Source organism: Falsiroseomonas sp. CW058, assembly GCF_050563535.1.
Taxonomy (GTDB): Bacteria; Pseudomonadota; Alphaproteobacteria; order Acetobacterales; family Acetobacteraceae; genus Falsiroseomonas.
Genome location: NZ_JBNXUO010000005.1, coordinates 25,653 through 38,862, shown reverse-complemented (window position 1 = coordinate 38,862; position 13,210 = coordinate 25,653). Strand labels below are relative to the sequence as shown.

Genomic DNA, 13,210 nt, shown 5'->3' with positions numbered 1-13,210 from the left:
CGTCACTCCCTTCCCAGGGCTCGGGTGAATCCGACCAGGCGCTCCACCAGCAGCACGACCCCCAGCGCGACGCCGATCAGCGTCATGGCCAGCGCCGCCACCAGGGGGTCGGTCCGGTTCTCGGCATAGCGGAACATCTCGACCGGCAGGGTCGAGAGCCGGGGCCCGACCAGGAAGAGGCTGATGACCGTCTCGTCGAAGGAGACGAGGAAGCAGAGCGCCCCCGCGGCCACCGCGCCCGGCGCGGCGATCGGCAGCGTCACGCGCAGCGCCGCGCGCAGCGGCGTGGCGCCGAGCGTCCAGGCCGCTTCCTCCAGGTCGCGGGGCACGGCGGCGAGGGCGGTGGTCATGATCCGCACCGCGAAGGGAAGCGCGATCATGGAATGTGCCAGCAGCAGCCCCGGCCAGGTGGCGGCCAGCCGCAACGGCTGCAGGGCGAGCAGCAGCGCCAGCCCCAGCACCAGGGTGGGCAGCAGCAGCGGCGCGGCCAGCAGGCCGGCGATCGCGTCGCGCCCCGGGAAGCGCAGCCGCGCCACCGCATAGGCCGCGGGGATGCCCGTCAGCAGCGCCACCGCCGCGACGGCCAGTGCCAGCAGGGCGGAGTTGCGGAGCGCCGCCATCAGCTCGGCATTCGCCACCAGCGCCGCATACCAGCGCAGCGACAGGCCGGGCGGCGGGAAGGTGAGGAAGTCACCCGCCGAGAAGGAGATGACTGCCACCAGCAGCGCCGGCGCCAGCAGCAGCGCATAGCCCGCGCCGGCGAAGGCGCGCAGCACCCAGCCGGGCCTCATGCCGCGCCCCGCCGCGCCAGCAGGCCGCGCAGCAGCATCGCGGCCGCGAGCGCGCCCAGCAGCAGCATCGCCATGGCCGAGGCCGCTGGCCAGTCCACCGTCTCCAGCGCCAGGTCGAAGATCTCTGTCGCCACCACGAAGACCCGCCCTCCCCCCATCAGCCGCGGCGTGACGAAGGCCGAGATGCCGAGCACGAGGGTGAGCAGGAAGGCCGCCAGCAGCGCCGGCGCCGCCAGCGGCAGCGTGACGCGCAGGAAGGTGCGCGCGCGGGTGGCGCCGAGCGTCGCCGCCGCCTCCTCAAGCCGCGGGTCGAGCCGGCCGAGCCCCGCGATCAGCACGAGGCAGGCATAGGGCATCAGGCTCTCCGTCAGGCCGATCCGCACGCCGGTCCAGTTGTTGATCAGCCGCACGGGCGCATCGGCCAGCGAAAGCCAAGCCAGCGCCGCATTCACCATGCCGCGGTCGCCGAGGATCGCCATCCACCCCACCACCCGCGCGGTGCCGGAGACCAGCAGCGGCGCGACCGCCATCAGCGACAGCACGCCGCGCCACCGCGGCGGCGCCGCGCGGATCAGCAGCGCGACCGGCAGCGCGAGCGCGACGGCGGCGGCGGCGCAGCCCGCGGCGAGGGTGGCGGTGTTGCCGGCGAGTTCCCAGGTGAAGTCGTCGCCGATGATCTTCCCGTAGGTCTCGAGGGTGAGCGCCGGCTCCATCGCCCCGATGTCGCTGGTGCGGTTCAGGCTGATCCGCGCCAGCAGCACCATCGGATAGAGGAACCCTGCCGCGAGGATCAACGCCGCGGGCAGGACCAGCAGCAGCCCGGTCATGCGGGGAAGACGCGCAGGTCGGAGGCGGCGAAGCCGAGCCGCAGCACCGCCCCGACCGGCAGCGCCGCCTCCCGCGTGCCGCCGGGAAGTTCGGCCACCAGCCGCCCCGCCGCGCTGTCGCATTCCAGGGTCACGACGTCGCCCGTGTAGACGCGGCGCGCCAGCGTCGCCTCGACCACGTTGTCGGCGCCGGCCCCTTCCGGCAAGGGGTGGATGCGGTGCGGGCGGATGAACACCTCGACCGCGCCCGCGGATGGAGTCTCCGCGGCGCGCAGGGTGACGCCGCCGCAGCGGATGGCACCCGCGCCCTCCACCTGGCCGGGCAGCCGCGCGGCGCGGCCGACGAAGGTCGCGACGAAGCGCGTCGCGGGACGTTCGAAGATGACCTCCGGTGCGTCCAGCTGTTCCACCCGCCCCTCGTTCATCACCGCCACGAGATCGGCCATGGCCAGTGCTTCCGTCTGGTCATGGGTGACGAAGACGGTGGTGGCGCCGAGCCGCTGCTGGAGGGTCCGGATCTCGTCGCGCACCTCCTCCCGCAGCTTGGCGTCGAGGGCGGAGAGCGGTTCGTCCAGCAGCAGCAGGTCGGGGCGTGGCGCCAGCGCACGGGCCAGTGCGACGCGCTGCTGCTGGCCGCCCGACAGCTGGCGCGGCTTGCGGGTCGCCAGCTGCGACAGCCCGACCAGCGCCAGCGCCTCCGCCACACGCGGCTGGCGGTCGGCCCGCGGGACGCCGCGCATCTCGAGCCCGAAGGCGACATTGGCCGCGGCCGACAGGTGCGGGAACAGGGCGTAGGACTGGAACACCACGCCCATGTTGCGCCGGTGCGGCGGCAGGGCGGTGACATCCTGCCCAGCCACGACGACGCGCCCGGCATCGGGCAGCTCGAGTCCGGCGATCATCCGCAGGGTGGTGGTCTTGCCGCAGCCCGACGGGCCGAGCAGCGCCAGCAACGCGCCACGCGGCAGTTCGAGCGAGATGGCGTCCACCGCCGGATGGGCCGCACCGGGGAAGCGCCGGGTCAGCGCCTCCAGGCGCAGATGCGTCACCGGCCGGACGCCGAGATCACCTCGCGCCGCCAACGCTGGTTCCAGCCGTCGCGCAGCCGCACCATCTCGTTCCAGTCGAGCGGGATGACGCGCTGGCGGAATTCCGGGGCCAGGGCGGTGCGGGCCAGCGCCTCGGGCGAGATCTGCGCGCGCGTGTTGGTGGGACCGTAGAACATGCGTTCGGTGAAGGCCTTCTGCGCCTCGGCCGACAGCGCATGCGCCACGAAGGCCAGCGCCTGCGGGCGGTTCTTCGCATTCGCCACGACGTTGATCGTGTTCACCTGGAAGACCGTGCCTTCTTCCGGCAGGACCACGCCGATCCGTCCACCGGACTGGTCGCGGTAGAGCTGCGCGCGCGCGTTCCAGCCAGTGGCGAAGCGCACCTGGTCGTTCAGGATGAGGGTGTAGCCGTCCGGGTTCGGATCGAAGGTCTGCACGCCCGGTGCCAGTTCCCGAAGCCGCGGCATGGCCGCGCCGACATTGCGCCAGTCGCCGCTCGCGGCATGGGCCAGGATGGCGGTGATGCCGAGGCCCTGGATGTTGGGCGGCGCGGAGAGCGCGACGCGGCCGCGATGCGCCGGCTCCCACATGGCGGCCCAGCGCGTCGGGGCGGGCGTCACGGCACGCGTGTCGTAGACCAGCGCCAGATGGTCGTAGGTGACAGCCGGACCGCAGCGGCCGCCCGAGTCGCGGGCCATCTGGTCGAGTTCGCCGATCACGGGCAGCGTCGTCGCGTCCAGCGGCTCGACCAGCCCCTCCGCGCAGGCGATCGCGGCGGTGGTGACATCCATCAGCACCACGTCGATCTGCGGATCGGCACGCTGGGCACGCAGCGTGCCGAGCATCTGCGCGCTGGTGCCCCCCTCGAAATACTGCACCTGCGTGCCACGGGCGGCGGTGAAGGGGTTCACCACCACCTGCGTGTAGTTGTCGCGGAAGATGCCGGCATAGGATTGCAGCGTCATCCGCCCGCCGGGCTGGGTCTGCGCCAGGGCCGGCGCGGCGAGGCCGAGGCAGGCGATGGCGGCAAGCAGGGCGCGGCGCATGAAGGGAATCCCGGTCCGGTTCGGGCGGGAGAATGGCAAGCCCGCGTGCCTCCTGCCAAGGCCCCGTCCGGAGCCGGCGGGTTGCGGCTACGATCCGAGCAGCGCGCGGATGCGGTCGGCGACTGGCGCCATCGCCACCACCCCGTTCAGGTGGCCGAGCGGCCCGGTCACCTCGGCCAGTTCCGCCGGCCGGCCGAGGCGCTGCAGCAGCGCGACGAGTTCGCGGTTGTAGTCAATCATGAACACCCGGTCGGTCGGCGAGGCGACCACCAGCCAGCGCGCGCGGCTGCGCGACAGCGCGTCCTCCGTGCTGGGGTATTCATGGAGGAACAGCTGGTTCGCGCGGGTAAGGTAGAGGAAGTGGTTGGCGTCCGAGATGCGCGCGCGCGCCAGGGCGGCTTCGTCCAGGGCACGCTCCGCCTCGAACCGGTCGCGGATGCTGCGCGCGGGGTCCTGGCCTTCCGCAGGGCGGCGGCCGAACCGGGCGAGCGCCGGGCGATCCTGCGCATGGACCGTGACGATCTTCAGCGCCTCCGCCAAGCCGCGCAGCGGCGGCTCCCGCCCCGGGAGGTAGTAGTCGCCGTCGCGCCAGTTGGGGTCGAGGCGGATCGGCGCCTCCCAGATGTCGAGCCAGCCGATCATCCAGGGGTCGATCTCCCCCGTGCCGATCACCGGCATGACCCGGTCCACCATGTCAGGGTAGGCCGCCGCCCATTCGATGGCCTGCAGCGCGCCCATGGACGCGCCCGCCACCAGCGCGAGGCGGCGCACCCCGAGATGGTCCAGCAGGCGTTTCTGCACCTCCACGAAGTCCCGAATCGAGACGACCGGGAATTCCACCCCCCAGGGGCGCCCGCTGGCCGGGTTCACCGAGACGGGGCCGGTGGTGACCGTCCGGCCGTCCCGCACGTTGAGGTTCACCAGCGTGTCCGAGGAGATGACGAACCAGCGGTCCGTGTCGATCGCCCGGCCCGGGCCGATGATCGCGTCCCAGTAGCCGGCCGGCTGGCCTTCGGCATAGCGGCCGAAGGCATGGCTGTTGCCGGAGAAGAAGTGGGTGACGAGCACGGCATTGTCGCCCGCGGCATTCAGGCGCCCGGCCGTCTGGTAGCCGATCCTGACATTCGGGATCACGCCGCCGCCGCGGGTGCGGTATTCCCCCGCCTCGAAGACCTGCTTCTCCACCAGTTCGGTCTGGGCGGAGACCGGCGGGACCGCGGACAGCCAGACGAGCGCGAGGGCAGCGGCCAGCCATTGGCGGCGTCGTGCCATGTGATCCCTCCTCCCCTTCGGGCCGCCATGGTGGGGCGGCCGGCGGCGGCCGTGCAAGCCGCCGCGATTGCCGCGGCGGGGGAAGGCTGGTAAGTGCTGCGCGATTGTGCGTCGCAACATCCCGCTTCGGTACTGCCGGAGTGGGTCGGGCGGCGCCCCGCAGGTAGGGTCCCCGCACGATGAACCTGGCCAAGATCCCGACCGGGAAGGCGCCTCCCCACGATGTCAATGTTGTGGTCGAGATCCCCCAGGGCAGCCAGGTCAAATACGAGCTCGATAAGGAAAGCGGGGCCGTGGTGGTGGACCGCTTCCTGTTCACGCCCATGGCCTATCCGGCCGCCTACGGCTTCATACCGGGCACGCTGGCCGATGACGGGGATCCGGCGGATGTCCTGGTCCTGACCCCCGCCCCGGTAGTGCCGGGCTGCGTCATCCGCGCCCGGCCGATCGGCGTGCTGCACATGGTGGACGAGGCCGGTTCGGACGAGAAGATCGTCTGCGTGCCGCACGACAAGGTCCACCCGATGTATTCCGGCGTGACGAGCGCCGAGGAACTGCCGCACATCACCCGCGGCGCCATCGAGCATTTCTTCGCCACCTACAAGGACCTCGAGAGCGACAAGTGGGTGAAGGTCCGCGGGTGGGGCAGCGCCAGCGAGGCGGCGGAGATCATCCTGAAGTCGATGGCCGCCTACGAGGCCGCCGCGCAGGAGGGCTGAAGTCCCCCGCCACCCGGGCCACGGGGGTTTGTTGCCGATTTCCACCCGGGGCGGCGTTGCCAGTGCGTCTGCTTCCCGCCTAGGTTCTCCACAGCCCGTGCCGGGGGCCGGTGGCCGCGCGTCCGCGTGGCCGGCGGTACCGCAAGGCGGGGGGAGCAGAGGGGGACGTCGCCTTGATGACGCTGGCACTACTGTTGATCATCGCGTTGGGCGCCTTATCGATCGCCTATGGCGTGATCACCGCGAAGGAGGTGCTCGGGCGGGACGCCGGCACCGCACGCATGCAGGAGATCGCGAAGGCGATCCAGGAAGGCGCCTCGGCCTATCTGAGCCGCCAGTACACGACAATCGCCATCGTCGGCGCGGTGCTGTTCGTGCTGATCGTGGTGGCCTTCGGCTTCGGCGGCCATGCCTTCGCGGTGGGCATCGGATTCCTGATCGGCGCCCTGCTGTCGGGCGCGGCGGGCTTCATCGGCATGAACGTGTCGGTGCGCGCCAACGTCCGCACCGCGCAGGCCGCGACGCAGTCGCTGGCCGCGGGCCTCGATGTCGCGTTCAAGTCGGGCGCGATCACCGGCATGCTGGTCGCGGGCCTCGCGCTGCTCGGCGTCGCGGTCTACTTCCTGATCCTGGTGCCGATCGGCGGCGCGGCGCCGAACAGCCGCCTGGTGATCGACGCGCTGGTCGCGCTCGGCTTCGGCGCCTCGCTGATCTCCATCTTCGCCCGCCTCGGCGGCGGCATCTTCACCAAGGGCGCCGATGTCGGCGGCGACATGGTGGGCAAGGTCGAGGCCGGCATCCCCGAGGACGACCCCCGCAACCCCGCCACCATCGCCGACAACGTGGGCGACAATGTCGGCGACTGCGCCGGCATGGCGGCCGACCTGTTCGAGACCTATGCGGTCACCATGGTCGCCACCATGGTGCTGGCCGCGATCTCCTTCGCGGACCAGTCGCGCGTGGCGGCCATGCTGTTCCCGCTGGCCATCGGCGCGGTCTGCGTCGTGACCTCCATCGTCGGCACCTACTTCGTGAAGCTGCCGGCGAACAACAACATCATGGGCGCCATGTACCGCGGATTCGTGGTCACGGGCGTGCTGTCGCTGCTGGTGCTGCTGCCGCTGGCCTACATCACCTTCGGCACCGGCACGGTCACGGCCGGCGGCCATACCTTCGGCGCCTTCAGCCTGTTCCTCTGCGGCGCGGTGGGGCTGGCGGTCACGGCGGCGATCGTGTGGGTGACGGAATACTACACCGGCACCGACTTCCGCCCGGTGAAGTCCATCGCGGAGGCATCGCAGACCGGCCACGGCACCAACGTGATCCGCGGCCTCGCGGTCTCGATGGAATCCACCGCCTTGCCGGCGCTGATCATCATCGCGGGCGTGCTGTCCTCCTACGGCCTGGCCGGCCTCTACGGCATCGCCATCGCGACGACGACGATGCTCGCGCTGGCGGGCATGGTGGTCGCGCTCGACGCCTTCGGCCCGGTCACGGACAATGCCGGCGGCATCGCCGAGATGGCGGGGCTGCCGAAGGAGGTCCGGGTCTCGACCGATGCGCTCGACGCCGTGGGCAACACCACCAAGGCGGTCACCAAGGGCTATGCGATCGGCTCGGCGGGCCTTGGCGCGCTGGTGCTGTTCGCGGCCTACACGCAGGACCTGAACTACTTCATCGCCAACCCGCAGACCTATCCCTACTTCGCGGGCGTCGGCGTGCTGAACTTCAGTCTCTCCGACCCGTATGTCGTGGTGGGCCTGTTGTTCGGCGGCCTGCTGCCCTACCTGTTCGGCGGCATGTCGATGACGGCGGTCGGCCGCGCGGCCTTCGCGGTGGTCGAGGAGGTGCGCCGCCAGTTCCGCGAGAAGCCGGGCATCATGGCCGGCACCGACAAGCCCGACTACGGGCGCGCGGTGGACATGCTGACCAAGGCGGCGATCAAGGAGATGATCATCCCCTCGCTGCTGCCCGTCCTCAGCCCGATCTTCGTCTTCGTCGTCATCCTGCTGATCGGCGGCAAGGCGGCGGCCTTCACGGCGGTCGGCGCGATGCTGCTCGGCGTCATCGTCACCGGCTTCTTCGTCGCGGTGTCGATGACCACCGGTGGTGGCGCCTGGGACAACGCCAAGAAGTACATCGAGGAAGGCCACTTCGGCGGCAAGGGCTCCGAGGCCCACAAGGCGGCGGTCACGGGCGACACCGTGGGCGATCCGTACAAGGACACCTCGGGCCCGGCGGTGAACCCGATGATCAAGATCACCAACATCGTGGCGCTGCTGCTGCTGGCAATGCTGGCGCACTGACCACGCCGGCACCACCGAACGAGCAGGGCCGGCGGAGCGATCCGCCGGCCCTTTTCACGTCCACCCCGGGAAGCCCGCGACATGCCACCCCATGACCTGGTCTTCAGCCTGGGACCGAACTGCCGCAACGCCTGGAACACGCGCAGCCATTTCGGCGTCACCCGCGCCTATCCCTTCGACTGGTGGATCACGCCCGCGAAGGCGATGCTGCAGATGCTGGACCCCGGCTTCGCCTTCCATGTCCTGCCCGGGGACCTGGTGGTCACGCCGACCGTCGGGGACGGCGAGAATTCCGTCTACAATCGCCGCCTGAACCTGCTGCACCACCACGACTTCCCGCGAAGGGACCGGCAGGTGCAGGAAATCCGGCCGGACGACATCGCCGCCCTGAACGACAAATACGCGGCCCTGTTCGCGCGCTTCCGCCAGGATGTCGCGGATGCGCGCGCGCCGCTGGCGCTGGTCAACGGCATCGCACGCGGCTGGCCGCAGGAGCCGGGCGGAACGGGGCGCCCCGACCGGCACCTCAACGGCGCGATCGCGCCGCAGGAACTGGTCGATGGCATCCGGTCCCGGCTCGGGTCGAAGGTCACCGTCGCCATCGTGACGGTCGGGCCGGAGCAGGTCATCCGGTTGGACGGGGGTGTGCAGGTATCGCGGCCGGATCTCGGCCGGCGCGAGCCCCGCGGCACCGTGCCGGGCTATGCCGAGCCGGTGCACGCCTTCCGCGCCTGCTACCAGACGCTCGGCCTTGAGCCCGCCGGGCCGGGCTGAGGCTCAGCCGACGCGCAGACGGTCCGGGATGCGCAGGCCGAGCCGGTTCGGCACGGGCCAGACCTCCCGCATCGTGCGCAGAATTCGGAAGCCGGCCGCGACGTAGTTGGGCAGGGCGCGCGGGTGATCGGCCGTGCAGGTGTTCACCGTCAGCATGCGCGGCCCATCTGACCAGGCGGTGTCGATGGCATGCCGCAGCATCGCCGTTCCCATCCCCCGCCCGATCGCATGCGGCATCAACCCGAAATAGGAGAGGTTCGTGCCGGCATCGCCGCCCCGCCGCTCCAGTTCGTAGAAGCCGGCAGGTTCGCCATCCTGGTAGAGCACATGGATCGACACCTCGGGCCGGGCGAGCAGCGCCGCGACCTCCTCGTCCGCGACCGTCCGGCGCAGCCACCAGACCCAGTCCCGCCCGACCGTGTCATAGAGGTAGCGGTAGAAGGGCACCGAACAACGCGCAACACGCGTCATCGCCGCCCCGTCCGGGAAGGCCGGCGCGGGGCCTTCGGGCGGGGCGTCCATCCGCAGGAAGGTCACGTCCACCGCGATGCGCGTCACCGCCTCGCGCATCGCGCCCGCCGCCGCCCCCATCTCAGTTGTCCAGGAAGCTGCGCAGCTTTCGGCTGCGGCTCGGGTGCTTCAGCTTGCGCAGCGCCTTCGCCTCGATCTGGCGGATGCGCTCGCGCGTCACGTTGAACTGCTGCCCGACCTCCTCCAGCGTGTGGTCGGTGTTCATGCCGATGCCGAACCGCATGCGCAGCACGCGCTCCTCGCGCGGGGTCAGGCTCGACAGCACCCGCGTCGTCGCCTCGCGCAGGTTGGACTGGATCGCGGCATCGAGCGGGATGATCGCGTTCTTGTCCTCGATGAAGTCGCCGAGGTGGCTGTCCTCCTCGTCGCCGATCGGCGTCTCGAGGGAGATCGGCTCCTTCGCGATCTTCAGCACCTTCCGCACCTTCTCGAGCGGCATGCCGAGCTTCTCGGCAAGCTCCTCGGGCGTCGGCTCGCGGCCGATCTCGTGCAGCATCTGGCGGCTGGTGCGGACCAGCTTGTTGATCGTCTCGATCATGTGGACCGGGATGCGGATGGTCCGCGCCTGGTCTGCGATGCTGCGCGTGATCGCCTGACGGATCCACCAGGTCGCATAGGTGCTGAACTTGTAGCCGCGGCGGTACTCGAACTTGTCGACCGCCTTCATCAGGCCGATGTTGCCTTCCTGGATCAGGTCCAGGAACTGCAGGCCACGATTGGTGTATTTCTTGGCGATGGAGATCACCAGGCGCAGGTTCGCCTCGATCATCTCCTTCTTCGCCTGGGTCATGTCGCGCTCGCCGCGGCTGACCGTGCTGTAGACGCGCTTGAACTCCGCCACCGGCAGGCCGGTTTCGGCCGCGACCTTGCCGATCTCCCCGCGCACCGCCTCGACGTCGTCCTTGGACCGGGCGGTGAAGTTCTGCCAGCCCCTACCCTTCAGCTTCCCGATGCGCTCGAACCAGGCGGGGTCGAGCTCGCTGCCGCGCCACTGCTCGATGAACTCGTCGCGCTTGACCTTGTTCGCCTCCGCCAGGCGCAGGATCTGACCTTCGAGCGTCGTCAGCCGTCGGTTGAGGCCCTTGAGCTGGTCGACCAGTTCCTCGATCCGGTTGTTGTGGAGATGCACCTTCTCCACCAGCGCGACCAGTTCCTGGCGCTGCTTCTCGTAGGTCTTCTCGCTGCGCGCCGAGGTCTCGCCGCCCGAGGTGTAGGCGTCCATCCGCTTCGAGGTCAGCTTGTGCAGCTTGCCGTAGGCGCCCTCAATCGCCTCGAAGGCGGCCAGCGCCTCCGGCTTCAGCTTCTCCTCGAGCGCGGAGAGGGAGAGGCCGACGGCACCCTCGCTCTCGTCGCCCTCCTCATACTCCTCGGGCTCGGCCGGAGCGCCTTCCGGCGTGTTGGCGCTGGCGGTGCCTTCCAGGTCGATTACGTCTCGCAGCAGGATACGGCCGGCCTTCAGGTCCTCATGCCACTTCACGATGGCCTTGAAGGTCAGCGGGCTTTCGCAGAGCCCGCCGATCATCATGTCGCGGCCGGCTTCGATCCGCTTGGCGATCGCGATCTCGCCCTCGCGCGAGAGCAGCTCGACGCTGCCCATCTCGCGCAGGTACATCCGGACGGGGTCGTCGGTGCGGCCGAGGCTTTCCTCGTCGACATTGCCGCTGCCCTCCTCGTCCTCCTTCTCTTCCTCGTCGGCCTTGGCGACGGGCTTGGCGGCGGGCGCGGCCTCGCCGTCCTCGCTCTCCTCGCTCTCCACCACGTTGACGCCGATCTCGTTCAGCATCGCCATGGTGTCCTCGATCAGCTCCGAGGAGACCTGTTCCGAGGGAAGCGCCGCGTTCAGCTCGTCATAGGTGACGTAGCCGCGCTCCTTCCCCCGGGCGATCAGCTTCTTGACCGCGGCGGTCAGCGTATCGGCCAGGACGCCTTCCACCGCCTCGTCGCGGCCTTCCGCGGTCTCCGCACCGTTCGCCACCTTGGTCGCCATGCCAGACCTGCTCCGTCAACGCCGCATCGCCGCGCCGCGGGGCAACCCCGGGCGCGTGTGCGAATGTCCTCTACCCTATGGGGTGCCGCCTGCGCCCCCGCCGCCCGTCGTCCCGTCCGCCTCGGCCCATTCCCCGCGACGCAAGGCGCCGAGCGCCTCGGTCAGGCGGATCAGGCGCTGCTGCGCGGCCGGGTCGTTGGTGTCCGCCAGGGCCCTCAGCGCCGCCTGGCGATCCTCCGCCAGCTCCGCCTCGCCGCGGAGAAGGCCGAAGAAATGCCACCAGGCATCCAGGGCCTCCTTCGGCTGTGCATCGGCCTGCGCCGCCGCAGGAAGCCCGGGATCACGCAGGAGTGCCGCCGCGAACTCCCCCATTCCGCCTTTCGCGAGGTGGTCCATCAAGGCGCCGGAGTCAAGCTCATGAGCCGATCCGAGCCATGCGAGAACAAGGGCACGGCACCGCGCGATCTCGCCATCCTCGATCTCGATCGCCGCCAGGCTCTCCTCCACGTCATGCAGCAGCCAGGGATGGCGCAACGTGACCCCGAGCAGCGCGCGGGCCTGCGCCTGGCGCGTGCGGGTGCCGGTGATGGCGGGGCGGGCGACCTTGCCCGCCGGCCGCGCGGCCAGGCGCCCGCCGCCCCCACGGGACCGCGTGGCCTCGAAGAAGCGGTCGAGAAGGCTGCGCCGGTATTCCGCAGCGAGGCCCTTGTCCGGAATGGTGGCCGCCACGGCCGCAAGCCGGTTCCGCAGCGCGGCGCGTTGTTCCGGCGTGACCGCCGGCCGACCCTCCGCGATCAGCCCGTAAAGCGCTTCCGAAAGGGGCCGCGCGCCGTCCAGCACCGCCTGGAAGGCCAGCCGCCCCCCTTTGGCCACCAGCGTGTCCGGATCCTCGCCACCCGTCAGTGTGGCAAGCCGCAACGTCCTCTCGGCCGACAGCAGCGGCAGCGCGGCTTCGGCGGCCCGCGCCGCGGCGCGGGCACCAGCGGCGTCGCCGTCGAAGCAGAGCACCGGCTCCGGGCTCAGCCGCCAGAGTTCCTCCATCTGTTCCGCCGTCAGTGCGGTGCCGAGCGGGGCGACCGCGCCGCCGAAGCCCGCCTGGTGCAGGGCAATGACATCCATGTAACCTTCCACGGCAACTACGGGCGCACCGCGAAAGGCCGCCTCCTTCGCGAGGTCGAGCGCGTAGAGGCTGCGCCGCTTCTGGAACAGCGCGGTTTCCGGTCCGTTGACGTATTTCGGCTGGCCATCGCCGAGCATGCGGCCGCCGAAGGAGATCACCCGCCCGCGCCGGTCGCGGATCGGGAACATGACCCGGTTGTAGAACAGGTCGGAGAAGCCCTCGCCCTCCTCCCTCCCCCGGATCAGCCCGGCCTCGGCCAGTTGCTCCTGCGTGATGCCGTCTGCCTTCAGGTCGGCGGCGATCGCCCCGCGACCGCCGCCGGACCAGCCGAGGCCGAAGGTGGCGATGGTGTCGTCAGACACGCCGCGGCGCTTGAGATAGGCCAGGCCCTCGGCCCCCTCGGGCAGGCGCAGCCGGCGCTGGAAGGCCGCGGTGGCGGCTTCCAGCACCCCGAACAGGTCGCGGGCGCGGCGCTCGCGCGCCGCCGCTTCAGGTGTCGGCTTCGGAACTTCGAGCCCGGCTTCCGAGGCGAGGCGCTCCACCGCCTCGGGGAAGGAGGCGCCCTCCGCCCGCATGACGAAGCTGATCGCGTCGCCATGCGCCCCGCAGCCGAAGCAGTGGAAATGGTCGTCATAGACATAGAAGGACGGCGTCTTCTCGCCGTGGAAGGGACAGCATCCCTTCCAGTTCCGCCCCGATTTCGCCAGCCGTGTCTTCCGGCCGATCAGCGCATGCAGCGGCGTCCGCAGCCGGAGTTCGTCGAGGAATTGAGGAGGCAGCGCCATGGG

At 70.7% G+C, this 13,210-nt stretch carries 11 protein-coding genes; 3 read left to right on the top strand and 8 right to left on the bottom strand.

What is annotated here, in order from left to right:
- Positions 1 to 2 precede the first annotated feature (2 nt).
- The 5 genes from ACK8OX_RS06100 to ACK8OX_RS06080 form a co-directional block, all read right to left on the bottom strand.
- Positions 3 to 791 carry an ABC transporter permease gene (locus ACK8OX_RS06100; RefSeq protein WP_430663055.1) on the bottom strand — a complete coding sequence of 263 codons (789 nt, stop codon included), beginning with the start codon at positions 789 to 791 and terminating at the stop codon, positions 3 to 5.
- Entirely contained in the window at positions 788 to 1,618 is an 831-nt protein-coding gene (locus ACK8OX_RS06095) for an ABC transporter permease (protein ID WP_430663054.1), read from the bottom strand. The genes ACK8OX_RS06100 and ACK8OX_RS06095 overlap by 4 nt, the downstream gene beginning before the upstream one ends.
- The gene (locus tag ACK8OX_RS06090) at positions 1,615 to 2,667 is read right to left on the bottom strand and encodes an ABC transporter ATP-binding protein (protein ID WP_430663053.1); all 1,053 of its coding nucleotides are present in this window, start codon (positions 2,665 to 2,667) and stop codon (positions 1,615 to 1,617) included. Before ACK8OX_RS06090 ends, ACK8OX_RS06095 begins: the two co-directional genes overlap by 4 nt.
- Positions 2,664 to 3,713: an ABC transporter substrate-binding protein gene (locus ACK8OX_RS06085; protein WP_430663052.1), complete on the bottom strand. Its 1,050-nt coding sequence runs from the start codon at positions 3,711 to 3,713 to the stop codon at positions 2,664 to 2,666. The genes ACK8OX_RS06090 and ACK8OX_RS06085 overlap by 4 nt, the downstream gene beginning before the upstream one ends.
- Positions 3,714 to 3,800: 87 nt before the next feature.
- Positions 3,801 to 4,985, bottom strand: a complete 1,185-nt coding sequence (locus ACK8OX_RS06080; protein ID WP_430663051.1) for an E22 family MetX-like putative esterase — start codon at positions 4,983 to 4,985, stop codon at positions 3,801 to 3,803.
- Between the two features lie 179 nt (positions 4,986 to 5,164).
- Here ACK8OX_RS06080 and ppa point away from each other — a divergent pair, with 179 nt between their 5' ends.
- The 3 genes from ppa (at position 5,165) to ACK8OX_RS06065 (ending at position 8,784) form a co-directional block, all read left to right on the top strand.
- A complete protein-coding gene (ppa, locus tag ACK8OX_RS06075; protein ID WP_430663050.1) occupies positions 5,165 to 5,704 on the top strand; it encodes an inorganic diphosphatase in 540 nt (179 codons plus the stop codon).
- 176 nt (positions 5,705 to 5,880) lie between these two features.
- A complete protein-coding gene (locus ACK8OX_RS06070) occupies positions 5,881 to 8,010 on the top strand; it encodes a sodium-translocating pyrophosphatase (RefSeq protein ID WP_430663049.1) in 2,130 nt (709 codons plus the stop codon).
- Positions 8,011 to 8,091: 81 nt separating this feature from the next.
- On the top strand, positions 8,092 to 8,784 hold the full coding sequence (locus ACK8OX_RS06065; RefSeq protein ID WP_430663048.1) for a hypothetical protein: 693 nt from the start codon (positions 8,092 to 8,094) through the stop codon (positions 8,782 to 8,784).
- Between the two features lie 3 nt (positions 8,785 to 8,787).
- Here ACK8OX_RS06065 and ACK8OX_RS06060 read toward each other — a convergent pair whose 3' ends face one another.
- The 3 genes from ACK8OX_RS06060 to dnaG form a co-directional block, all read right to left on the bottom strand.
- The gene (locus ACK8OX_RS06060; protein ID WP_430663047.1) at positions 8,788 to 9,375 is read right to left on the bottom strand and encodes an N-acetyltransferase family protein; all 588 of its coding nucleotides are present in this window, start codon (positions 9,373 to 9,375) and stop codon (positions 8,788 to 8,790) included.
- A 1-nt stretch (position 9,376) separates the two neighbouring features.
- Positions 9,377 to 11,302: an RNA polymerase sigma factor RpoD gene (gene rpoD / locus ACK8OX_RS06055; protein ID WP_430663046.1), complete on the bottom strand. Its 1,926-nt coding sequence runs from the start codon at positions 11,300 to 11,302 to the stop codon at positions 9,377 to 9,379.
- 75 nt (positions 11,303 to 11,377) lie between these two features.
- Positions 11,378 to 13,207: a DNA primase gene (gene dnaG, locus ACK8OX_RS06050; RefSeq protein ID WP_430663045.1), complete on the bottom strand. Its 1,830-nt coding sequence runs from the start codon at positions 13,205 to 13,207 to the stop codon at positions 11,378 to 11,380.
- Positions 13,208 to 13,210 lie beyond the last annotated feature (3 nt).

What these genes read in the sequence shown, in the direction of transcription:
- ACK8OX_RS06080 (WP_430663051.1), bottom strand. Translation starts at nt 4,985, where the DNA reads ATGGCACGACGCCGCCAATGGCTGGCCGCTGCCCTCGCGCTCGTCTGG.
- dnaG (WP_430663045.1), bottom strand. Translation starts at nt 13,207, where the DNA reads ATGGCGCTGCCTCCTCAATTCCTCGACGAACTCCGGCTGCGGACGCCG.
- ACK8OX_RS06100 (WP_430663055.1), bottom strand. Translation starts at nt 791, where the DNA reads ATGAGGCCCGGCTGGGTGCTGCGCGCCTTCGCCGGCGCGGGCTATGCG.
- rpoD (WP_430663046.1), bottom strand. Translation starts at nt 11,302, where the DNA reads ATGGCGACCAAGGTGGCGAACGGTGCGGAGACCGCGGAAGGCCGCGAC.
- ACK8OX_RS06065 (WP_430663048.1), top strand. Translation starts at nt 8,092, where the DNA reads ATGCCACCCCATGACCTGGTCTTCAGCCTGGGACCGAACTGCCGCAAC.
- ACK8OX_RS06060 (WP_430663047.1), bottom strand. Translation starts at nt 9,375, where the DNA reads ATGGGGGCGGCGGCGGGCGCGATGCGCGAGGCGGTGACGCGCATCGCG.
- ACK8OX_RS06085 (WP_430663052.1), bottom strand. Translation starts at nt 3,713, where the DNA reads ATGCGCCGCGCCCTGCTTGCCGCCATCGCCTGCCTCGGCCTCGCCGCG.
- ACK8OX_RS06095 (WP_430663054.1), bottom strand. Translation starts at nt 1,618, where the DNA reads ATGACCGGGCTGCTGCTGGTCCTGCCCGCGGCGTTGATCCTCGCGGCA.
- ACK8OX_RS06070 (WP_430663049.1), top strand. Translation starts at nt 5,881, where the DNA reads ATGACGCTGGCACTACTGTTGATCATCGCGTTGGGCGCCTTATCGATC.
- ppa (WP_430663050.1), top strand. Translation starts at nt 5,165, where the DNA reads ATGAACCTGGCCAAGATCCCGACCGGGAAGGCGCCTCCCCACGATGTC.